Source organism: Mycobacterium sp. GA-1199 (assembly GCF_001500045.1).
Lineage (GTDB): Bacteria > Actinomycetota > Actinomycetes > Mycobacteriales > Mycobacteriaceae > Mycobacterium.
The window spans coordinates 50,015-72,137 of the sequence record NZ_LQIX01000018.1; the positions used below are offsets into that span (position 1 = coordinate 50,015).

The following is a 22,123-nucleotide window of genomic DNA, read 5'->3' on the forward strand; positions in this document are numbered from 1 at the left end:
GATCGATCCACTCGACGAGAGGAGTCCGTCGACGATGTCCAACCTGAAGATGCGGCGCGTCCGATTCGATCTCGGCGGCGACGACGTGCCGTTCAACTGGAACCCGCAGCGGCCGGCGTTCGCGATGCAGTGCAATTTGATCACCTTCTTTGCACCCGGCTTCGAGAAGTTCATCGTCGACGCGACCCGCGAAGCGATCCCGCTGATGCGCGACCCGCGACAAGCCGAAGAGGCGAACGCCTACCTTCGGCAGGAGGCACAACACTCGGCGGCGCACATGAGCCACTTCCGTGCACTGGTCCGGCGCTGGCCGGGCCTGCAGGAGACGATGGACGAGGTGATCGCCTCCTACGACCGCCTCACTGCCACAAAACCTTTGGCGTGGCGGCTCGCGTACACCGCGGTGATCGAAAACACCTTCACGCCCTACTTCAAGGTGTTCCTCGACCACGAGGACAAGCTGTTCGCACCGGGCGACGAACGCGTCGCATCGCTGTTCCTCTGGCATTTCGTCGAGGAGATCGAGCATCGCAGCTCCGCGCTGATGGTGTACAACGCCGTACACGGCGACTTTCTCTATCGCGCCAGGACGATCGGCTCCGTCGCCGTGCACCTCGGCGAGATCGCCGGGATCGTCTCTCGCGGGTTCCAAAAGCATGTCCCGGCAGCCGACGGCGGCCACTACGGCCGCCTGCTGCCCGACCGAATGACACCGCCGTCCTTGCTCGCGGCGGCTCGCGCCGCCCGACAAATGACCGAGCCCGGGCAGGCCACCTACGCCGGCGTCCCGAGGAAGGAGATGATCGCGATGCTGACCGGCCTGGTCCGATCCCAGGGGCCGAACCATGACCCGACCTACGAGAATCTGCCGCCGTTCGCGGAACGCTGGTGCGACAGATACGACGAGGAGCCGAAGAGCGCCGCCCACTGGTACTCGGTCGGCATGGCCGGTGTTGGCGAACCCCGCCGCTAGGATCGCAACATGCAGGGCGCGGAGGTGGGCGACTAGTGGCGCGGCGCCATGGCTGGTCGGGCAACACACCCGCCTCTGACGAGGAGGCGATCAGCCGCATCCTCGATGCCGCCGACGAGATCATCGCCGAGCGCGGCTCGGCGATGCGGATCGCCGACGTCGCGCGGTCGCTGGGGGTGACCCGGCAGACGGTGTACCGCTACTTCCCGGGCACCGAGGCGCTCCTACTGGCCACAGTGATGCGCTCCGGCGACGGCTTCCTCGATCAGTTGGCCCATCACGTGGGCGACGAAACCGACGCGGTCACCGCCGTAGTCGAGGGGCTGGCGTTCGCGATCGAGAACCTGTCCCGCGACGATCGCATCATCTACATCCTGAGTAAAAGGTCCCGCGGTGAGCTCGCACCGTCGCTGTCGTCCGACACCGCACTGGCCTTCAGCCGATCGATGCTGCACCGGTACGAGGTGGACTGGGACGCAAACGGGTTCGATGAAGAGGCGCTCGGCGAGCTCGCCGAGTTCTTGCTGCGGATCCTGTACTCGTATCTCGTCGACACCAACAAGAAACACCCCACCGGCGCCGAACTGCGCACATTCCTCGCGCGCTGGGTGGGCCCCGCCGTCATCTACCCGCGGTTTGCGGTGGCCATGGAGTCGGTCACCAAGGTCGCTGTCCCGCAGCGTCCCGACCGCCGATCCGCGTCATAACCGGTTCGATAGGACCGCCCAAGACCCCAGACCGTCACCGAGATCGCGGGACGAAACTGCCGTGGAAGCCCTGCGGGATGTGGTGGCGAAGGTTGGCGGCGGCGATCGGGCCGGCGGCGATGTCGGCGGCGTCGAAGATCACCAGGCGTGACGTATGCGTCCGCGCCTGGTACTCGACGGAGAGCACCCATCCGTCATCCTCGGCGGTGGCGTGGGGCTTGGCGGCGAATACCGGCTCGCAGAAGCTGTTTCCGGCCTCGGGGGTGGTGTACGTCGCGACGGAATTGTCTCTCAGATCGAGTCTGGTGATCGAGTCGTAGAACGAGACGAGATGGTGGCGCGTGTTGAGGTACACATACCGGTGCTTGCAACCCTCGAATGCGTCGTTGTGCCGAGGGAATTCGCAGGGCAGCCCCGACAGCGGTTCGGCCAGGACACGTCCCGACCGTGTGATGCGGTATCGCATAAACGTCGATGGTGCGTCATCGAGCGGCGCGACGTGGAATCGGTTGAGCCGCCCCAAGAGTCGCCCGTCGTCGTACGTGATCGCGTCGATGACGATGTCGCCATCGTCGTCGTAGGCGTTGCTGAGGTGGAACATCAAAACGGGGTCATATTCGATGGTGCGAATTTTGCCGCCATCTCGCGGCACCAAGACGAACACGCTGCCCCGCTCGGGCCGGTACCGCATCGCGTCGCCCATCGGTTTGAGCCCCAACAGCACCGGCAGGGCCGCCGGGATGATCGGTGACACCACGAACACCAGATGGCTCTGTGTCAGCGCGAAGTCGTGCACCATGGCGACGTAAGGCAGTCGCGCCGAGCGGAAGTGCTTCAGCCGGCCCGTCGGGTCGGTGCGATAGACCCGTAAGTGCGGGCGCGGGATGAACTCGACGCCGAAGTTGAACATCTCGCGGGTTGCCGGGCAGAGGCACGGATGCGCCGAATATGATCCCACCCAACGCAATTCCCGACCGAACCGGCGGACGCCGATGGTTTCCAATGTCTGCGGGTTGATTTCGTGCGGCGGTCCGCCTTCCCACAGCGCGAACAGCCGACCGGCGTGTTCAACGACATTGGTGTTGGCCAGGTTCGGTGGAAGACGACCGATGTTGGACTTGATGCCACCGGGCGCGGCAGTGCCCATATGGTTCAACCCGGTCCTGCCCAGATAGTGGTTGGTCCGCACGTAGCGGTTCATGTAGCGGACCGAGCCGTCGGCGATGGTGAAGGCCGAGAGCATGCCGTCGCCGTCGAAGAGGTGGTGCAGAGGTCGACCGCTATGGTCCTGCCAGCGGCCGGGTCCGTTGCGGTACAGAGTCCCGTCGAGATCGGGCGGAATGGTCCCGTCGATGTCGTCGACCCGGTAGTCGTATTCGGCCAGCTGCGGCTCGCTCACTCCGAGGCTTCTGACGTCGGCATCGCTGAGCGTCGCGAGCTGGGCCATCAGCTGGTCGCGCTCGCTGACCGGCAGAGTCCCAAGATAGCGGTGGAGTTCGGGGAGGTCGGGCCCATCGGTCGCGATGATCGGAGTCTGAGTCACCGGGCATGCTCCTCTTCTGAGACTAATTCGTAATCTAGTCTCAGTTTGGGTGGGAAAGCAATGGTGCTGCGGTAGAAAGAGTCGTGGCCAAGACTCGTTCGTCGTCACAACTGGTGCGGGCCGCGCTGGAGATGATCAGCGAAAGCGGTCTGGATCGGCTGACCTTGAGCCAGGTCGCCGAGCGGGCCGGCGTGTCGCGGGCCACCGCCTACCGCGAGTTCGGCGACAAGGACGGACTGCTGGGCGCGATCGCCGAGCAGGAGATCGGCGCGATGATCGCCGCGACGCTCGCGGCCTTCGACCCCCAGGCCGACCCCACCGCGCAGACGGCGGCTGTCGTCACCACCACGCTGCGGTATCTCCGCAATCACAAGGCGTTCGTCTACATTCGCGACCACGAACCGCACTGGCTGCTGTATGCCGGGCTGCCTGTCGGCAACGATCGAATGAACCTGGTGCAGACGGTGGCGGCGATGGTCGCCCAGGCGATACCGAGTTCAGATCAACTCGCTTTGAGCCCACTCGGCGCTGCCGAAGTCGTCGTGCGGACGGTCCTGTCCCACACTCTGATCGAGGACAGTGCGCTGACCGACAAGGAAGTGGCCGAGGTGGTCAGCCGGGCGATCACGCGGTCGTCGGGCTTACCCGGCGGATAGGAAAAGCTGACCTCGAGGGCGTGAAGTCTAGCTTCCTGGCGATTTCGCGGACGCCGACTGAGCGCGACGATCGATGCCATGAGAACAACCGTCACGACCAAGGTCTCGGCCATCGACGAGACGACCGAGACGGGAACTATCGACTGGCTCACGCTGGCCGACGAGGTCTTCCCGGCCGACGCTCTGTGAGCGAGGCGGCGGCCGGCGACCGCAGCGCGGCTCACGGTTTGGCCGGCTTCTCCGTCTGCTTGGCGATGAACGAGTTCCAGTCCGACGTGTGCTTGACGAGAACGTCGCGCACCTGATCGTCGTCGAAGTACATGAAGGTGCCGGCGAGCAATTCGGGGTCCTATTGCTAGGAACCCGGGCAGTGGGTCCTGAACGATCCGGACTTGCGCTGTTCCGGTGCGGGTTTGCGCCCTGGTCACCTCGCATCGTGGCACGTTGTGTGGTTCCAGTCCGTTCCGGATTCGAACGGTTGCGATCGTCAGCCCGACACCAGCGCCCGGTCGGCCAACGCGGCGATCACCGGCGGCCAGTTGTCGCGTGTACTCCAACATCAAATGACTTTTGTCCATGTACAGCAGCGTGTTACAGGTCTGTGAGGTCGGCGTATCGGCCGCCGGCGGCTGTGACGGCGGAGAGCTCAGCCGCTATGCCCTGCTCATTGACCGCCGTCGAGCGTGGCGGCGAACATGGCACACGTCACCGAGGGAGGTGTCGTTTTGGTACGGGTTCGACACGGTCGGCGTGCCACCTGAACGGGGCGGCGGAACCGGCCGCAATCGAGATCGGGCAGCTACACGACGTTTTCCACGTGCTGGGGGTTCGGTGCGTTTTGCGGTGTCTGCTCAGCCATGGTGTAGCCAAGGTCTTTGAGGATCCCGATCTCTATCGCGCTCAGAGTCCGTACCCCCAGTCCCGTGTCGTCACCGGAATTCATGATCTTCTTGTTGGCGCCTTCGAAGGTTCTGTCGTCGAGGTGGCTGACCGAGCTGCTGGACCACGCCGTAGGCGTGTGCAGCGGGATCGGTTTGTTGTCGTATGCCGCCTGCGCATTGGTTCCATTGAAGTACAGTCCGTTACCTTCATTGCCCCCGGTCATGTTCGGGACGAATGCGGAATTGAACGTGTAATTTGTGGGATCGATCGCCGTGGCACCGGTGGAATTCGAGAGGAAACGGTCATAGGTCATCCAGTTGTCATTGTCGACCGGTTTCCGCTGACCAGTCTTTTTGTCGATCTCTGGCATGCTCAGGTCGGATCCGAACCCTAAGGTGTGCAACATCTCGTGCATCACCGTGCCGGTGAAATCATATTCATCAGATTTGACGTCCGGGCCCAAGCTCCACTTGTGCGCGAAGTTGAAATCAATCGTTGCGTCGGGCTTTTTGCCGTTGGCGTCCACGCCGGTAATGATCTTGTTCTGCACGACGGTGTTGTAGAAGCCCTCGTCTTTTTCGTTGGTCAGCGGGCTCTTGGCCGACGCAAGCTCATCGCAGCGAGTATTGGCCTTGCAAGGAGTTCGCTCCTTCTTGGGCACGTCGTCGTCCCAGTAGCTGCTCGTGACCTTGTAGTTGATCGTGGTCGGCTTGGTGACGACGAAGTATTCCGACAGCGTCTTTGCCGCCTGTTCGAACTCGGCTTTTCTCTCCGGAGTCCAGTACTTGTCTTTCTTCGGATACGTGAACGTGAACTCCGGGTGCAGAACCGCGTCCTGCTCGGCGTCGGCGGCGACGGTGATAGGGCCAATGGGCTGCCCAGTCGCCTGTGTGGGCACGACGGTGGAGACCTCATTGACTTCGCTCCGTCGCACCCACAAGTAGGCGCCCTGCACAACCCCGGTCACCGGGCTGGAAGGCCACCCCGAAAACGCGTCCGACAGTGAGGTGACGATATTCCGGACCACCGAAAACTGATTGGATTCGGCTGGAGCCGCTGTCGCACTAACGGGCTGCGATGCCGTCGACCCCGCTACATCGGCTACCGGCGTCGACGAGTTCAAAGCCACCCGGCGGTTCGCGTCCGGCATGGTGGTGACCAGCGGCACGCTGGCATCCGCTTTGGTCACGGACCTCTTCGCCGCCGCATCAGACGTACCCGCGATAGGCAAGCGCTGTGACAGCCGTCTGACGTTGGGTGCGACCATCTCCAGCGCGCCAGGGCGCACCGGATTCGCGGACTCGGTGCGGGATCGCGCCTTGTGTCCGCTCGCCGGTTCCCTTGGCTCGGTTGTCGGCTCGTCAGCGGTGCCTGTTGGCGCGATCTGTCCGCGCGACTGTCCATCCGGCTTGCGTGTCGGCTTGTCACCCTTGCCTGGCGTACTCTTTCCCTTCGAGTCATCGGTTCCCGCCACAGTGCCGGTGCCGGCGGATTGCTTTGGCGGCTTGCCGTTCTTGGACGCCTTGTCCTTTTTGGTCTTCGGCGAGGCAAAGCCGCCGACGCTCGTGCCGTTCTGCGAGGCCGACTTTGACTTTCCGGCACTGGCCGAGGTGTGCTTCCCACTGCCGGTTTTGTTCGCCGCGCTCTTGTCAGAATGCTTGCTCGCACTGGATTCAGAAGACGCATGTGACGATGTCGTATCGTCCGCGTAGGCGACAGCAGTCACACTGCCGAAGACGGCGTAGACGCCAAGCGCCACCGCCACGCCGCTGATTCCTCTGCGATACCGACCGACTGAGCGCTGATCTCCCCGAGCGACCTTCAACTCACACCCCCATATTAAATAGACCGCCGCATATTTTTAACAGGTGCGACAGTTATCCGGGGGCGCATTCCAGAACAAATTTTGATTGCCGGTGACATCGGAGATGGTTTGCTGCGTCTCGTCGCGCTTCGGCCTGGCCCTCGCGGGACGCGACACTCAGCGTTGCAGGCAAGCCGCCCAAAACCTGGCATACAGGCCGGAAGAAGCGGATGGGAATACCGGACGTTCGATGCACCAGCTGGCTCTGAAGCCGGCTGCAGGTGCACTGTCTGGTGAGACAACGTAGTTGGCGGCTCTCGGGGCATCTGTCAACGACGTCCCGAGACATCACAGGGTGGCAGGTGCAGTGTCTGATTTCACGACATAGTGGGCAGCTGTCTCGCGACATAGTTGGCACCTGGGCAAGCGTGGGAGGCCGGCCATGTCGAAAGGGCAGCTCATCATCACCGCGGTGGTGCTGGAAGGACGCAGCAAAAGCGAAGTCGCCCGCGATTATGAGGTGTCGCGCACCTGGGTCCAGCAACTATGTAAGCGGTATCGGAGCGAAGGAGCGGCGGCGTTCGAGCCGCACTCGCGGCGTCCACACCACAGTCCCCAGGCGGTCGAGGCGCAGTGCGAAGAGCGCATCATCTGGTTGCGCAAGACCCTCGACAAGCAAGGCTTCGACGCCGGTGCCGCCACCATCGCCAGCCACCTTGCCCGCGACCCAGAGGTCACAAAAGTCCCTGCGGTGTCGACGATTTGGCGCATCCTCAAACGGCGCGGATTCGTCACACCCCAACCGCACAAGCGGCCCCGCTCGTCGTGGCAACGCTTCCAAGCCCAACAGCCCAACCAGTTATGGCAAGCCGATGTCACCCACTGGCGACTAGCCGACAACAGCCCGGCAGAAATCCTCGACATGCTCGACGACCACTCCCGGGTGGCCCTGGCCAGCACCGCCCGCCCTGTCACCACTGGCCCCGACGTCGTCGACACCTTCACCACAGCCATCACCCAATGGGGCACACCAGCGGGCGCGCTGACCGACAACGGCGCCATCTTCACCGCCAAACAACGCGGCAACGGACGCACCGCCCTAGAAATCATGCTCGGCGAACTGGGTATCAAATACAGCCGCTCACGCCCCTACCATCCGCAGACCTGCGGCAAGGTCGAACGCTTCCACCAAACCCTCAAAAAACACCTACGGGCCCTACCCCCAGCGGCCACCATCGACGAACTGCAACACCAGATCGACGATTTCCTGGTCTACTACAACACCGTGCGGCCCCACCGGGCGCTGGGACGCCGCACCCCCATTGAGGCATTCAACGACCGACCCAAAGCCTTCCCCAGCGGCTACCAGATCCCGCCGCATTACCGGGTACGCCACGACACAATCGACGCCGGCGGGGTCATCACCATCCGCTACAACAGCCGCCTACACCACATCGGCCTGTCCAAACACTTACGCGGCACCAAAGTCACCGTGCTCATCGACGACCGCGACATCCGCGTCCTGCACCGCGACACCGGCCAACTCATCCGCAAACTGACCCTCGACCCCACCCGCGACTACCAACCACGCGGCGTCAAATGCGGAAACTCACCCGAAAACCGGCTCCAGATGTAAATGATGTCTCGGGACATCTGCCAACGATGTCCCGAGACATCACAGGGTGGCAGGTGCAGGATTCGAACCTGCGTAGGCGTAAGCCGACGGATTTACAGTCCGCTCCCATTGGCCGCTCGGGCAACCTGCCTGGGTGCTGCACCTCCGGAGTGACCCGGTTTGGTGCGACTTGCAGGGTACAACGAGGATGGGCCCAAGACGAAAACGGCACCAGACCATCAGGGAGGACGGATCCAATGGCGGATTCATCGTTCGACGTCGTGAGCAAGGTCGACCGCCAGGAGGTGGACAACGCGCTGAACCAGGCCGCCAAGGAGCTGTCGACGCGCTACGACTTCCGCGGCACCGACACTTCCATCGAGTGGCAGGGCGAGGAGACCGTCGTCATCACCAGCTCCACCGAGGAGCGCGCCAAGGCCGCCGTCGACGTGTTCAAGGAGAAGCTGGTTCGCCGCGACATCTCTATGAAGGCGTTCGACGCCGGCGACCCGCAGGCATCGGGCAAGACCTACAAGGTCAGCGGCCAGATCAAGCAGGGCATCACCAGCGAGCAGGCCAAGAAGATCACCAAGCTGATCCGCGACGAGGGACCCAAGGGCGTCAAGGCGCAGATCCAGGGCGAGGAGATCCGCGTCAGCAGCAAGAAGCGTGACGACCTGCAGGCGGTGATCGCGCTGCTCAAGGGCGCCGACCTCGAGGTGGCGCTGCAGTTCGTCAACTACCGCTGACTCACGGGGCGCACCGAAATTGCAGCCGGGGTCGTTCGTCGGGCCTCGGCGCAGCCATGGAAGCAAAACTGAGGCGGCGGGTGCGCTTCGATCAAACTGATTGAAACTATGGAGCGCGCTCAGCGGTGGCGCATTACCCGTAGCCGCGCAGGTCGTGCACAGCCCGCCGTGGCGGATTCGCGCCCACACTTCTTGCACCCGACCGCACTCCCGCGCCGCGATCTTGATTTCCCCCTACCGTACGGCCATCCAGGTCGACGGCTGGAAGGGACGAGTCGATGGCAGCAGTGCCGACACTTCGAACGTCGCGGGGTACGTCGTCGCGGGCGCGCAAAGCCGCCGCCCCTTCCCGATCGTCGCGCGGCTACCTCTTCGGCCTCCTCGCCGGCCTGAGCCTGTTCGGCGTCGTCGCCCTGTGGGCACTGCTCGTCCGCTTGCAGATCTTCTCGCCGTACCTTCTGCCCTCCCCCGCCGACGTTGTCGCAGCCACCCTCGACATGCACGCCCAAGGCACGCTGATCGAGGATGCCGCCGCGAGCTTTCGCCGCGCGCTCTCCGGCTTCCTGCTCGGCTCGACACTCGCCATCATCACCGGCAGCCTCACCGGCCGCAGCCGCGTCGCCCGCGTACTGCTCGAACCCACCATTCAGGTCATCCGACCGATTCCCGCGATCGCGCTGGTACCGCTGGCCATCCTGTGGTTCGGCATCGGCGAGGAATCGAAACTGTTCCTCACCACCCTCGGCGTGTTCTTCCCCGTCTGGGTGAACACCCACGCCGGCATCTCCTCGACCCGCGACGACTACCTTCGCGTCGCGGCGTGCCTCGGGGCACCGCGGCACCAGGTCTTCACCTCGGTGGTCCTGCCCGCCGCGTTGCCGTTCATCCTCACCGGTCTGCGGCAGGGCATCGCGATGTCGCTGATCCTCATCGTCGCCTCCGAACAGGCCGGGGTGACCGAAGGTCTCGGGTTCCGTCTCGACCAAGCGCGCTTGTTCAGCCAGCCGGACCGTCTCTTCGCCTGCCTGATTGCACTCGGCGTCGTCGGCGCACTGGCCGATCAACTGTTCTACCGCGGCACCCATCGACTTGTCCGCTGGGCCAAGGAACAGTCATGACGGCGGGCGGCATCGGAATCTCCGGTCTCGCGGTCGAATACGCGGCCGGCAACCGGGCGCTCGACGATCTCGATCTGACCGTCGACGCGGGCGCGTTCCTCGCCCTGCTGGGGCCGTCGGGGTGCGGCAAGTCGACGCTGCTCAACTGCATGGCGGGGTTTGTGGCGCCGACCGCAGGCCAGGTTTCGTTCAACGGCGCGTTGATCACGGGACCTGGCCGCGAGCGCGGTGTCGTCTTCCAGCGCGACGTGCTGTTCCCTTGGACGTCCGTCGCCGGAAACATCGGGTTCGCACTGCGTGCGGCGAAAGTGCCACGCGCGCAACGCCGACAACGGATCGGCACCCTGCTCGACGCCGTCGGGTTGTCCCGCGATGTCGAGAACAAATTGCCCCACGAACTGTCCGGCGGAATGCGCCAGCGCGTCGGCATCGCCCGCGCTCTCGCCAACAGCCCGCAGGTGCTGTTGATGGACGAGCCCTTCGGTGCGCTCGACGCACTGACCCGCTCGCAGATGCAGGATCTCGTCATCGACCTGTGGGAGCGCACCGGAACGACCATCGTCTTCGTCACACATGACGTCGACGAGGCTCTCCGGATCGCCTCATCCATCGTGGTTATGGGCGCGAACGGCACCCTCGCCGACCATCTCGACAATCCCCTGCCGCGTCCGCGGCCCGCCAGCCGTGTCGCCGAGTTCGCCGATTACGCCCCGCTTCGCAGGCGGTTGCACGACCTCCTGCGTCCCGACCCCAGCCCCATCGTCTAACCCTGGAGATCACATGAACCTACGCCGCTTCACCGCCATCGCGGTCACCGTGCTGGCCACGATAGGCGCGGTCACCGGCTGCAGCCGCGCCGAATCCGCCGAGGCCGCAGACACTTTGACGGTCGGATGGGTGGTGGACCCTTGCTGGGCGCAGGTTCCCGTCGCCGAGAAGCTCGGTTACTTCGCCGATTCCGGAGTGAACATCGACGTGGTGCCGTTTCCCACGGGAGCGGCAGCCCTCGAGGCTCTCGCCGGCGGCGCGGTCGACGTGGCCAACGGTGGTGACGTCCCGACGTCGGCCGCGGCACTGAAAAACCCGAACCTGCGCATCATCGCCGACGGATCACGCTGGGCCGAAGGACGTTTCGTGGCTCGCCGCTCGGCAGGAATCACGTCCATCCCCGACCTTTCGGGCCGCACCATCGCCGTGCCGCTCGGCAGCAGCGCGCATTACTTCGCGACGAAGTTCCTCGACCAGGCCGGTGTCGAGGCGCAGTTGGTGCAGACGGGCCCCGCCGAGATCCCCACCGCACTCGGCAACGGCAGCGTCGATGCCGTCGCGGTGTTCCAGCCGGCCCTCGCCAAGTCCGTCGCCGAACTCGGCGACGACGTTGTCGAGTTACAGGGTCCCGAGAAGTACAGCCAGCACAGCCTTTACCTCACCAACGCCGACACGCTCGCCACCCACCAGGCCGCACTCACCGAGTTCCTCGCTGCCGTGAAGAAGGCTGACGCCCCGCTGACGAACGGCGATCCCGCCGCGCTGGCCGCTGTCGCCGAGGCAACCGGTCTCGACGAACAACTCGTCAAAGGTGTCATCGGCGAGTTCCAGTTCAACACCGCCCTCGGTCCCGAGCTGCCTGCCGACCTCGCCGACCGCGCCCGGTGGGCACAGAGCATCGGCCGCGTTCCGGCCGACGCCCAGATCCCCGACTACGACGCCATCATCGTGCGCGCCCCGCTCGAGGGTGACGCCCAGTGAGCGACATTCGGTTGATCGGGCTCGGCGGCACGATATCGATGCGCGAGACCGACTCTGGCGCTGTCCCTTTCCGCGGCGCGACAGCTCTGGCCGACAGAGTCGACGGATTCGGCGGGGCCGAGGATCTGGCGCTGGTTGGCGGCTCGGAGGTCGACTTCGAGCTGATGGAACGGCTGGCGACGCGGGTCGGCGCTCTGGCCGCCGAGGGCGTGGGCGGCATAGTCGTGACGACCGGCACCGATTCGATCGAGGAGGTGTCGGCCTGGCTGGCCTACCGCGAGAGCTGGCCGGTTCCGGTGGTCGTCACCGGATCGATGATCGCCGGCGAACGCCCCGACAGCGACGGCGCGGCCAACCTTGCTGACGCGCTGACCGTCGCGTCCTCGGGGGTCGACATCCCCCCGGTCGTCGTGTTCTCCGGTCGCATCTTCTCTGCACGGGAGGTCCTCAAGGTGTCCGGCGTGGCACGCGACGCGTTCGACGCGCCCGGACGCGGGCCGATCGGGGTGGTGGGCGGAGGCCATGTCGAATGGTTCCGCACACCGGCACGGCGAGCGGCACACGGCGCGCCGAACTCGCCGGTCGAGCCGGTGCCGCTGGTGCTTGCCGCACTGGGCGACGACGGCGCCGGGCTCAGGTTTGCGGGAGCCGGGCGGCCCGCAGTCGTCATCGCCGCCAACGGCGCAGGCAACCTGCCACCCGGCCAGGCCGCGGCCGCCCAACACCTGATCGACGACGGGACGCTCGTCGTGATCACGACGCGGGCACCCGACGCGCGCGTGGCCCCGCGGTACGGATATCCCGGCGGGGTCGCCACGTTGGCGGCAAGCGGCGCGGTGCTCGCGGCCGGGCTGACCCCGCACCGAGCCCGCCTCCTCGTCACCCTCGGACTTGCACAGGGGCGTGACCGCGACGGCCTGCGGCAACTGATCGACAGCGAAACAGCATGAGCCTCACCGTCACCCCCGTCAACCGTACCGAACTGGTCGAGCTCACCGAGACTTTGGTGTCCGCGGGCCAACCCTGGTGTGAGAACAGCCTCGACGGACCCGCGCGGTCGCCGGAGGAGACACGCATCGCCGAACCGGTCGCAGCGCTGCTCACGGAGTGGGGGTTCGACGTCAGTTTGGTCGGTAGGCACCCCACCCGACAGAACGTGCTGGCTACCAAGGTATTCGGCCCGGGTCCAACACTGATGCTCAACGACCATCTCGACACCTACCCTTCCGGCCCTCCGAGCCGCTGGACCGTCTGCGCCGAGAATCCTTACCGGGCAACGGAATTAAATGGTCGCATCTTCGCGAGAGGTACGTCGGACACGCGAGCTAACCTTGCGACGCTGTTGACCGCGGCGCACCGGGTGGTCGCGGACCCGCCGACGACCGGGACGCTGCTCGTCGCGCTCACCGTCGACGAGGAACGCAACGGCATCGAAGGATCCTGTTATCTCGTCGACGAGTACGGCCTGCGGCCAGACGCGTCGATCACCGTCGAGCCGACGGCGTGGTCCGACGGTGCGCGGCACGGCATCGCGCTGGCAACGGCGCAGACCGGACACGCGCTGATCGACATCGTCGCGCGCGGGACGTCGAGCCACATCTGGCGCCCAGACACCGGCGCCAACCCGGCGCAGTTTCTCGCCGAGGCACTCGCACAGATCCGCCAGAACCCGGTCGGCGACTGGCCGATCTCGGTGGTGGGCCTGTCGGCCGGCGAGGCCGGGATGGCGCAGTTCACTCCGCTCGAGGCGGTGGCGCGGGTGGCCGCGGTGAACATCGGGCCCGGCATCTCCTCCGGTGAGTTGCTCCTCGCCTTCCAGCAGCGGATCAGCCAACTGGCGCCCGCGGGGATCGAGACGCAAGTGACCTACGTACCGGGGCCGACGTTCGTCGCCGGCACCGTTGAGATACCCGCCTCCGACCCGCTCGTCTCCGCGATCGAGGACGCCTACCGCGCGGTGACCGGCGAGGCCGTCCGGCGCTACACCAAACCCGCGTTCAACGACACCATCCGGTTCCGCCATGCCGGTATCCCCGCGGTGACTTTCGGGCCCGGCGACGACGGATGGGCGGTCTACGACGAGAGCATCTCCATCGACGCGATGGTCACTGCGACGCAAGTGTTGGAGCGTGCCGTCCGCGGCTTCCTCACCGGGCAGTGACCGCCGCAGTTCGTGAACTGCCCGTGAAGATCAGCCGTCCGACCTACCCTGATCGGCATGGCACCTGCGCAACGTGTACCGAAAGTCGTCGTCCTCGGTGGAGGCTCCTGGGGCACCACCGTGGCGTCCATCTGCGCCCGCCGCGGGCCGACGCTGCAGTGGGTGCGTTCCCAGGAGACCGCCGATGACATCAACGACAACCACCGCAACTCGAAGTACCTCGGCAACGAGGTCGAGCTTCCGGAGGGTCTGAAGGCGACGACGGACTTCACCGAAGCGGCATCATGCGCCGACGTCATCGTCATGGGCGTTCCGTCACACGGCTTTCGCGGCGTGCTCACCGAGCTGGCCAAGGAGCTGCGGCCGTGGGTTCCGGTGGTATCGCTGGTCAAGGGTCTCGAGCAGGGCACCAACTTCCGGATGAGCCAGGTCGTCTCCGAGGTGCTGCCCGGGCATCCGGCCGGAATCCTGGCCGGGCCGAACATCGCGCGTGAGGTGGCCGAGGGGTACGCCGCCGCCGCGGTGCTCGCCATGCCCGACCAGCAACTCGCCGCGGATCTAGCACGGCTGTTCCGCACCAAGCGGTTTCGCACCTACACCACCGACGACGTGGTGGGCGTGGAGATGGCCGGGGCGTTGAAGAACGTCTATGCGATCGCGGTCGGGATGGGCTATTCGCTGGGCATCGGCGAGAACACCCGCGCGATGGTAATGGCCCGCGCAATCCGCGAGATGTCCAAACTCGGCGAGGCAACCGGCGGGCACCGCGATACATTCGCCGGCCTGGCGGGCATCGGCGACCTCATCGTCACCTGCACCAGCCAGCGCAGCCGCAACCGCCACGTCGGTGAGCAGTTGGGTGCGGGCAAGCCGATCGACGAGATCATCGCGTCGATGAACCAGGTCGCCGAGGGCGTCAAGGCCGCGAGCGTCATCATGGAATTCGCTGACCAGTACGAGATTTCGATGCCGATCGCCCGCGAGGTCGACGCCGTGGTCAACCACGGTTCCTCCGTCGAAGAGGCCTACCGCGGCCTGATGGTCGAAAAGCCCGGGCACGAGGTGTACGGCGCGGGCTTCTAGCGCTCAGTTGAAGAAGGGGTTCGTGCCCTCGGGCCGCTCCAGCAGCGGATCCCTGCCGCCGTTGATGATGTGGCTGCCCGCGGGGGTCAGCACAAAGCCGGACTGGTTTCGGCTGTCCGAGCACGTCGTCACGCCGCCGTCGCTGCCGCAGCTGACGGTCTGGAAGCTGATCCGCGAACCGGCCGGAAGCGGCTTGGCATCATTGACAACGGCGAATACATCGGCCGTCGTCGCCGAGAACTGCGGCACACCCGGGCCGCCGCTGACGAAGTTCGCGCCATTCGGCGCCGCAGGGATCGCGCCGCTGCAGCCGTAGCCGCCGTTGCGCTGCAGCACGCACGTCAACCCGTCCGGGGTCTTGAACGCGTACCAGTGGCCGTCCATCTTCGCGAAGTCCGACAGCTTCACCGGCGCGAGCGCGTTGACGTTCGGCGCCGGTGGCGCAGGAGGCTCGGATGGTTGGGCTGCGGCAATACCTTGTGCGCCGATCAGGGCTGCCCCCGCAGACCCCACGACGCCGATCAACACCCTGTTCAGCACGGTCCACACCCTAAGGGGTGTGGCTGATACTCGCAGCACACGAATCACATCGCCGCAGGTCGGCAGGTTGTTACCCGCATCGGCCAGAGGAGTGGACCCCCCACCTGCGGGATGGCGCGAACCGCGAGTTCGACCGACGCTGTAACCACAGCGAAAGCTCACGGAGGAACCGCCATGACAACCGAGCACACCGTGCTGGTGATCGGCAGCGGTCCGGCCGGATTGTCCTGCGCCGCCGAATTGCTCGCGCGGGGGGTGGACGTGACCGTCGTCGAGCGCGGCGGGCAGATCGGCGCCGCCTGGTCAGGTCGCTACGACGCCCTGCGTTTCAACACATGCCGCCGCAATTCGGCTCTGCCCGGCGCCCCGTTCCCGCGTCGCTTCGGTCAGTTTCCGACCCGCGACCAGTACGTCGACTATCTGCAGACCTACGCCGGCCGCCACCATGTTGCCGTCGAACTCGGCGTCGACGTGCAGCGACTCGACCCGCTCCCCGAGGAAGGTTGGAAGGTTGCCACCAACGGTGGTCCACGCAGGACACGCCATGTCGTGGTCGCAACAGGCATCTTCAATCAGCCTGCTCTCCCCCACTGGGCAGCCGACAACGGCTTCGTCGGGCGGGTCGTGCACACCGCGGAGTACCGCAACGCCGACCCGTTCGCCGGTCAGCGTGTCTTGGTCGCCGGCGCGGGTTCCAGCGGGCTCGAGATCGCCCACGACTTGAGCCGCTCGGGTTGCCCAGAGGTACTGCTGGCGGTGCGCACTCCGCCGAACATTCTTCTGCGGCAAGTCGGTCGGCTGCCCTTCGACCTGCCGATGCCGCTCTTTCTCCGGCTTCCCGCCGGTCTCGTCGACAAGATTCTGCTTGCCGTGCAGCGCGGAATGATCGGCGATCTGAGCGATTACGGGTTCGGCAAGCCGCCGGAGGGGCCGATCGCTGGACTCAAGCGCCGCGGCGCGGGCACTGCAATCGTCGATCGTCAAGTGATCGATGCGATCCGCGATCGCTCGCTTCGCGTTATAGCGGCCGTCGACCGACTCCAACCCGACGGAGCGGTCCTTGCGGACGGCACCTCTGTTCAGGTCGATACCATCATCGCGGCCACCGGGTACCGAACCGGACTGGATGCCATGGTCTCCCATCTCGATGTCCTCGACCAGCGGGGTATGCCCCGCGACGGACGCGGCACCGAGGTACTGCCAGGTCTTCGCTTCGTCGGCTACGTGTACCGGCCGGGGCTGACGAGATTCGTTGGAACGCTGGCTCGACGGGTAGCCGACGACATTGCCGCGCAGCTGGCGGCTCCAAAGTTGCGAGAGTCACCGCCGAAGGACGAGATCTTGCGAGAGTAGTGCCGCAAGCTCCGGACGGCTGTTCACACCTAGCTTGGCGAAGATCGCCTTGATGTGACCGCGCAACGTCTCGGCGGTGATCCAGAGCCGGCCGGCGATCTCCCGGGTGGACATGCCGGTCAACAGCAGCTGGGTGACCTCCTTCTCGCGACGGGTCAGCTGGCTCAGGTGAACCAGCAGCGGGGCAATGTCCGAACGGCGCGCCTGCTCCAAAACCACTGCGGTACAGCCTGTTTCCGTCCCCTCCCGCTCCAGACGGACTGCCCGCACCACGAGCCAGTCACCGGAGCGGCCCCTGGTGCGCGCCATCGCCGGCTCGCCGACTCCGGTCTCGGCGAGAACCCGCGCCCGGTGAGCGACCTCGTGCAGCACGATGGTGCTCTCCAGACGCTCGACCTCGACGGACCCCAGCCACTCGCTGACCTGCGGTGTCATCGACTCGATGCTGCCGTCGTCGGCGAGTATCAGCAGCGCGGGCGCCGTGGGAACGGACGGCACGGGCCTACCGTCGAGCTGAAGGGACGCCCGGATGCCGTTGGCCACGTGCGGGCAGAGTCTCGCCATCGTGGCGACCTCGACCTCGGTGAAGAACGGGTCCTCGGCACGCCGGGTGAGGCAGAAGTGCCCCCAGGTGGCCGACCCGGAACTGAAGACGCCCCGCATCTCGTCGCCGTATCCGTTGGGTTGGTAGATCTTCGACCAACGCGTGCTGCGGCTCAGATCACCGGCGGTCTCGATGCCGAGCGAAGCCGCCGGGACCTCCCGCCGTGCGAGGTCGACGAACTTGTTCACGTCGTCGGTGGTCAACTCGCATTCGATGAGGGCGAGATTCTGCTGACGGGTGACGTTCTCGGCATGCACCCCGGTGATGAGCAAAGTGTCGGGGTCGGTGAGCAGCCAGCCCGCAGCGGCGTAGGAGATCTTTGCCCGGACGACGGTAGCGACCGCAGACAGTAATTCGAGCGGATCTTGAGCCCGCGCACAGATGCGCGCGACCCGCTGCTCCAACCGAGCAGGCCAGGCGAACGACATCGCTGACGACATGACCGACCCACCGCCCTTCCGTTGGGGTTCGCCGTCCGTCGGGCTGGTCCGTACTGTCGGTTCTACTCCCCTTTTACGCACTCAGACAAGGACTCTGTGGGCCGCTCACACACCACACGCCCACGGAGTTGCAAATACGCACAGCGAAGGAGGATCTCGATGTGCGCGCTTTTGAACCTGGTTCACCGAGCCTCGGACGTGTTGGTGGGCGCAGGCACCAAGGCTCTGCGGTCACGTCGGCTGATGCGTGCCCCGATCGGGCTGTATCGGGCACGCCTCGGTTTCATCTTCGGCTCGCGGATCCTGTTGCTGGAACACATCGGCCGGAAGTCGGGGCAGACCCGGCAAGTGGTGCTCGAGGTGCTCGATCGGACTGACCCGGAGACTTACATCGTCGCCTCCGGCTTCGGCACCCGCGCGCAGTGGTACAAGAACGTCCAGGCCGATCCCAGGGTGAAGGTGTCCGTCGGTACCCGGTTGTCGAGGCCCGCGATCGCGCGTCCGCTCAGCACCGACGAAGCTGACGCTGCGCTGCGCCGTTACGTCGACCGGCACCGCCGGGCGTGGGAAACGATGAAGCCGGTCCTCGAATCGACCCTGGGCGCACCGATCACCACCGAGAACACCGCCCTGCCGATGGTCGAACTGCGGCTGACAGACCACTGACCGGTGAGGTGTCAGTAATAGCCAGGGCCGCGACCGGCCATCGACTCCAGGCGGGCGATGCGGTCCCCGATCGGCGGGTGGGTCGAGAACAGCTTGCCGATCTTCTCGCCCGCGCGGAACGGGTTGGCGATCATCAGGTGCGCCTGATCGGCCAGCTTGGGGTCGGGCGGCAGCGGTGCCTGCTCGACGCCGGCGCTGATCTTGCGCAGCGCGCTGGCCAACGCCAGCGGATCGCCCGTCAGCTCCGCGCCGGACTGGTCGGCCTGATACTCCCTCGAGCGCGACACGGCCAGCCGGATCACCGTCGCCGCGATGGGGCCGAGCAGCGAAACCAACAGGATCGCAAAGGGATTGGCGCCCTCGCGGTTACCGCCGAACATCGTCGCGAAGTAGGCGATGTTGGCGAGCGCGGTGATGACCGCGGCCATCGCGCCTGCGACGCTCGAGATCAGGATGTCGCGGTTGTAGACGTGTGAGAGTTCGTGGCCGAGCACCGCCCGCAGTTCGCGTTCGTTGAGGATCTGCAGGATGCCGGTCGTACAGCACACCGCGGCGTTGCGCGGGTTGCGGCCGGTGGCGAACGCGTTCGGCGCGTCGGTGTCGCTGATGTACAGCCGCGGCATCGGCTGGCGGGCCGTGGTGGCCAGCTCGCGCACGATCCGGTACATCACCGGGGCCTGCATCTCGGTGACGGGCTGCGCATGCATCGCCCGAAGCGCGATCTTGTCGCTGTTGAAATATATGTAGGCGTTCATGCCGACGGCGAACAACACCGCCAGGCCGATGAGCGCCGTATTGCGGAACAGCGCGGCGATGAACACGATCAGCGCCGAGAACCCCACCAGCAGAGCGAACGTCTTGGCGGTGTTCGCGTGCGGATGCCAGGTCATCGCTTCCTCCTTCGGAAAGAAAGACTTCGCTGAATCAACGCTTAGGCGGGCTCCGCAAGTTCCGGCGCTCAGCCGTGCCGGTTGACCGTGTAATCCACCAGGGTCGCCAAGGCCTGACGGCCCGGCCCCTCGGGCAGCTGGGAGAGCTCCTCGCGGGCCTGCACCGCGTACTGCGCGACGGTCTGCTTGGCCCTGGTCATGCCCGGTGAGCCGCGCAACAGCCGCAGCGCCTCGGCCACGTCGTCGTCGTTCTCCACCGGTCCGGCCAGCAGCTCGCGCAACCGGTCGGCGGCGGGACCGTCGTCACGCAGCGCGTACAGCACCGGCAGCGTGTGCACACCTTCGCGCAGGTCGGTGCCCGGCACCTTGCCGGACTCGTCCGGATCGCTGTCGATGTCGATGATGTCGTCGGAGATTTGGAAAGCCGTGCCGACGATGCCGCCCAGCCGGCTCAACCGCTCGATCTGCTCTTCGTCGGCGCCCGAGAACGTCGCCCCGAACCGGCCGGACGCCGCGATCAGGCATGCGGTCTTCTCGTAGACGACCTTCAGGTAGTGCTCGACGGAGTCGACGTGTTCGGCCGCGCCCCTGGTTTCACGCATCTGGCCGGTGACCAGCTGGGCGAAGGTGTCGGCGATGATACGCACGGCTTCAGGTCCGAGCCTGCTGACCAGACGCGAGGCGGTCGCGAACAGGTAATCGCCCGCCAGGATCGCGATGTTGTTGCCCCAGCGCGCGTTGGCGCTGTCGGCACCGCGGCGGACCTGCGCCTCGTCCATCACGTCGTCGTGGTAGAGCGTCGCGAGGTGGACCAGTTCGATGACCGCACCCGCAACCGTCACCTGCCAGGCATCCGGGTCCGGGCCCAGGCGGGCTGAGAGCACCGTGAACAGTGGGCGGAACCGCTTCCCGCCGGCCTGGAACAGATGTTGTACCGCTTCGGCCATCAGCTCGTCGGCCTTGCCGAGCTCAGTGGCCATCAGGTCTTCGATGCGGGCGACCCCGTCGCGCACTTCCTGTGCGAATTCGGGATCTCCGAAGTCCACCCCGGCTACCACCGTCGCTGGCGTCCTCACCCTGCCAACATACTGGGAACCATGGACAACCGAGGGGACGTGGTCGTCGTCGGGGCCGGGCCGGCGGGTTCGGCGGCCGCGGCGTGGGCGGCGCGCAACGGCCGCGACGTTCTCGTCATCGACAAGGCGCAGTTCCCCCGCGACAAGGCGTGCGGTGACGGGCTGACTCCGCGCGCCGTACTGGAGATGCGCCGCCTCGGCCTCGGGCCGTGGCTGGACGGTCGGGTGCGGCACCGCGGTCTTCGGATGTCCGGCTTCGGGGCGGACGTCGAGATCGAGTGGCCGGGCCCGTCGTTTCCGTCGACCTCGAGCGCGGTTCCGCGCACCGAACTCGACGACCGCATCCGCATGGTCGCCGTCGATGACGGCGTGAAGATGATGCTCGGCGTCAAAGCCGTCGACGTGCGCCATGACGCCTCCGGGCGGGTTGAGGCGGTGACACTCGATTCGGGAGCCGAGATCGGTTGCCGCGAGCTGATCGTCGCCGACGGAGCCCGCTCGACGCTGGGCCGTGTGCTGGGCCGCGAATGGCATCAGGAGACGGTGTACGGCGTGGCGATCCGCGGCTACATCGCCACGCCGCGCGCAAGCGAACCGTGGATCACCTCGCACCTGGAGCTGCGCTCGCCAGAAGGTGCGGTGCTGCCCGGATACGGCTGGATCTTCCCGCTGGGCAACGGCGAGGTGAACATCGGCGTCGGGGCACTCGCGACGGTCAAGCGCCCGGCCGACGCCGCACTGCGGCCACTGATGTCCTATTACACCGGGCTACGTCGTGAGGAGTGGGGCTTCGTCGGGGAACCGCGCGCCGGCCTGTCGGCGCTGCTGCCGATGGGCGGGGCGGTGTCGGGTGTTGCCGGGCCGAACTGGATGTTGATCGGCGACGCGGCCGCCTGCGTGAACCCGCTCAACGGCGAAGGCATCGACTACGGCCTCGAAACCGGTCGACTGGCCGCCGAACTGCTGGGCACCGGCGATCTGTCGCACGCGTGGCCCGCGGTGCTGTCGGCGCACTACGCGCGCGGGTTCTCGGTGGCCCGCCGGCTCGCGCTGCTGCTGACGTTCCCGCGGTTCCTGCCGGCAACCGGGCCGCTCGCGATGCGCTCGAAGACGCTGATGAACGTCGCGGTGCGGGTGATGGGCAACTTCGTCACCGACGAGGATGAGGACTGGACCGCCCGGGTCTGGCGCGGCGCAGGTCGCCTGTCGCGGCGTATCGACGAACGGGCGCCGTTCAGCTAGTCGGGCCGGCGCCGCTCGAGGAGCTTCACCGCGATGCGGGCGCGTGCGGGTTCCCGATCCGTCCGTGTAGAAGCTGTGAGCCCCAACGCAATCAGAACGTCTGCGGCGGTGATGAACAGTCCGATCCAGTACGCCCACCGCATGGTCGGGTCCGGTTGGGACGCGAAGTACAGGATGAGGAAGATCGGGCCGACGATGCCGAAGACGAACATCATGGCTTGAAACATCAGATAGCGCTTGAACGTCTCCATCTCGCAGGCAGAATATCGCGG

General features: G+C 66.0%; 21 protein-coding genes and 1 tRNA gene. 14 read left to right on the forward strand and 8 right to left on the reverse strand.

Going from position 1 to position 22,123, the window contains the following annotated elements; all coding sequences use genetic code 11:
• Positions 1-34: 34 nt before the first annotated feature.
• Both AU198_RS13835 and AU198_RS13840 read left to right on the forward strand, forming a co-directional pair.
• Positions 35-973 carry a metal-dependent hydrolase gene (locus AU198_RS13835; protein ID WP_064348722.1) on the forward strand — a complete coding sequence of 313 codons (939 nt, stop codon included), beginning with the start codon at positions 35-37 and terminating at the stop codon, positions 971-973.
• Positions 974-1,008: 35 nt separating this feature from the next.
• Positions 1,009-1,680 carry a TetR/AcrR family transcriptional regulator gene (locus tag AU198_RS13840; protein ID WP_064348723.1) on the forward strand — a complete coding sequence of 224 codons (672 nt, stop codon included), beginning with the start codon at positions 1,009-1,011 and terminating at the stop codon, positions 1,678-1,680.
• Positions 1,681-1,714: 34 nt separating this feature from the next.
• Here the strand turns inward: AU198_RS13840 and AU198_RS13845 are convergent, their stop codons facing one another.
• On the reverse strand, positions 1,715-3,223 hold the full coding sequence (locus AU198_RS13845) for a carotenoid oxygenase family protein (RefSeq protein WP_064348724.1): 1,509 nt from the start codon (positions 3,221-3,223) through the stop codon (positions 1,715-1,717).
• An 83-nt stretch (positions 3,224-3,306) separates the two neighbouring features.
• On the opposite strand from AU198_RS13845, the gene AU198_RS13850 reads away from it, so the two are divergent.
• Complete coding sequence (locus AU198_RS13850) at positions 3,307-3,879, forward strand: TetR/AcrR family transcriptional regulator (protein WP_064348725.1); 573 nt, start codon at positions 3,307-3,309, stop codon at positions 3,877-3,879.
• A 799-nt stretch (positions 3,880-4,678) separates the two neighbouring features.
• On the opposite strand, the gene AU198_RS26205 is transcribed toward AU198_RS13850, so the two are convergent.
• Entirely contained in the window at positions 4,679-6,526 is a 1,848-nt protein-coding gene (locus AU198_RS26205; protein ID WP_156431601.1) for a hypothetical protein, read from the reverse strand.
• A gap of 481 nt (positions 6,527-7,007) precedes the next feature.
• On the opposite strand from AU198_RS26205, the gene AU198_RS13865 reads away from it, so the two are divergent.
• A complete protein-coding gene (locus AU198_RS13865; RefSeq protein ID WP_064348728.1) occupies positions 7,008-8,201 on the forward strand; it encodes an IS481 family transposase in 1,194 nt (397 codons plus the stop codon).
• 47 nt (positions 8,202-8,248) lie between these two features.
• Here the strand turns inward: AU198_RS13865 and AU198_RS13870 are convergent.
• Positions 8,249-8,331 (reverse strand) — tRNA-Tyr (locus AU198_RS13870).
• 106 nt (positions 8,332-8,437) lie between these two features.
• On the opposite strand from AU198_RS13870, the gene AU198_RS13875 reads away from it, so the two are divergent.
• The 7 genes from AU198_RS13875 to AU198_RS13905 all read left to right on the forward strand — a co-directional run bounded on the left by AU198_RS13875 (position 8,438) and on the right by AU198_RS13905 (position 15,040).
• Entirely contained in the window at positions 8,438-8,929 is a 492-nt protein-coding gene (locus AU198_RS13875; protein ID WP_064348729.1) for a YajQ family cyclic di-GMP-binding protein, read from the forward strand.
• A gap of 278 nt (positions 8,930-9,207) precedes the next feature.
• The gene (locus tag AU198_RS13880) at positions 9,208-10,047 is read left to right on the forward strand and encodes an ABC transporter permease (RefSeq protein WP_082691011.1); all 840 of its coding nucleotides are present in this window, start codon (positions 9,208-9,210) and stop codon (positions 10,045-10,047) included.
• Positions 10,044-10,814, forward strand: coding sequence for an ABC transporter ATP-binding protein (locus tag AU198_RS13885; RefSeq protein ID WP_064348731.1), 771 nt, complete (start codon positions 10,044-10,046; stop codon positions 10,812-10,814). The genes AU198_RS13880 and AU198_RS13885 overlap by 4 nt, the downstream gene beginning before the upstream one ends.
• 13 nt (positions 10,815-10,827) lie before the next feature.
• Positions 10,828-11,796, forward strand: a complete 969-nt coding sequence (locus tag AU198_RS13890) for an ABC transporter substrate-binding protein (RefSeq protein WP_064348732.1) — start codon at positions 10,828-10,830, stop codon at positions 11,794-11,796.
• Positions 11,793-12,746, forward strand: a complete 954-nt coding sequence (locus AU198_RS13895; RefSeq protein ID WP_064348733.1) for an asparaginase — start codon at positions 11,793-11,795, stop codon at positions 12,744-12,746. The genes AU198_RS13890 and AU198_RS13895 overlap by 4 nt, the downstream gene beginning before the upstream one ends.
• Complete coding sequence (locus tag AU198_RS13900; RefSeq protein WP_064348734.1) at positions 12,743-13,957, forward strand: M20 family metallopeptidase; 1,215 nt, start codon at positions 12,743-12,745, stop codon at positions 13,955-13,957. The genes AU198_RS13895 and AU198_RS13900 overlap by 4 nt, the downstream gene beginning before the upstream one ends.
• Positions 13,958-14,014: 57 nt before the next feature.
• A complete protein-coding gene (locus AU198_RS13905; protein ID WP_064348735.1) occupies positions 14,015-15,040 on the forward strand; it encodes an NAD(P)H-dependent glycerol-3-phosphate dehydrogenase in 1,026 nt (341 codons plus the stop codon).
• 3 nt (positions 15,041-15,043) lie between these two features.
• Here AU198_RS13905 and AU198_RS13910 read toward each other — a convergent pair whose 3' ends face one another.
• A complete protein-coding gene (locus AU198_RS13910) occupies positions 15,044-15,580 on the reverse strand; it encodes a hypothetical protein (protein ID WP_064348752.1) in 537 nt (178 codons plus the stop codon).
• A gap of 174 nt (positions 15,581-15,754) precedes the next feature.
• Here AU198_RS13910 and AU198_RS13915 point away from each other — a divergent pair, with 174 nt between their 5' ends.
• Positions 15,755-16,933 (forward strand): flavin-containing monooxygenase, encoded by a 1,179-nt coding sequence (locus AU198_RS13915; RefSeq protein WP_064348736.1) that lies wholly within the window; start codon positions 15,755-15,757, stop codon positions 16,931-16,933.
• Here AU198_RS13915 and AU198_RS13920 read toward each other — a convergent pair.
• On the reverse strand, positions 16,901-17,977 hold the full coding sequence (locus AU198_RS13920; RefSeq protein ID WP_064348737.1) for a helix-turn-helix transcriptional regulator: 1,077 nt from the start codon (positions 17,975-17,977) through the stop codon (positions 16,901-16,903). The genes AU198_RS13915 and AU198_RS13920 overlap by 33 nt on opposite strands.
• A gap of 159 nt (positions 17,978-18,136) precedes the next feature.
• On the opposite strand from AU198_RS13920, the gene AU198_RS13925 reads away from it, so the two are divergent.
• A complete protein-coding gene (locus tag AU198_RS13925) occupies positions 18,137-18,643 on the forward strand; it encodes a nitroreductase family deazaflavin-dependent oxidoreductase (protein WP_064348738.1) in 507 nt (168 codons plus the stop codon).
• An 11-nt stretch (positions 18,644-18,654) separates the two neighbouring features.
• On the opposite strand, the gene htpX is transcribed toward AU198_RS13925, so the two are convergent.
• Together htpX and grcC1 are read right to left on the reverse strand one after the other, a co-directional pair.
• Positions 18,655-19,533: a zinc metalloprotease HtpX gene (htpX, locus tag AU198_RS13930; RefSeq protein WP_064348739.1), complete on the reverse strand. Its 879-nt coding sequence runs from the start codon at positions 19,531-19,533 to the stop codon at positions 18,655-18,657.
• Between the two features lie 68 nt (positions 19,534-19,601).
• Positions 19,602-20,609, reverse strand: a complete 1,008-nt coding sequence (gene grcC1 / locus AU198_RS13935; RefSeq protein ID WP_197416113.1) for a nonaprenyl/(2E,6E)-farnesyl/geranylgeranyl diphosphat synthase — start codon at positions 20,607-20,609, stop codon at positions 19,602-19,604.
• A gap of 21 nt (positions 20,610-20,630) precedes the next feature.
• Between grcC1 and menJ the strand changes: the two genes are divergently transcribed.
• On the forward strand, positions 20,631-21,851 hold the full coding sequence (gene menJ / locus AU198_RS13940) for a menaquinone reductase MenJ (RefSeq protein ID WP_064348741.1): 1,221 nt from the start codon (positions 20,631-20,633) through the stop codon (positions 21,849-21,851).
• On the opposite strand, the gene AU198_RS13945 is transcribed toward menJ, so the two are convergent.
• Complete coding sequence (locus AU198_RS13945; protein WP_082691012.1) at positions 21,848-22,102, reverse strand: hypothetical protein; 255 nt, start codon at positions 22,100-22,102, stop codon at positions 21,848-21,850. The genes menJ and AU198_RS13945 overlap by 4 nt on opposite strands.
• Positions 22,103-22,123: the final 21 nt, after the last annotated feature.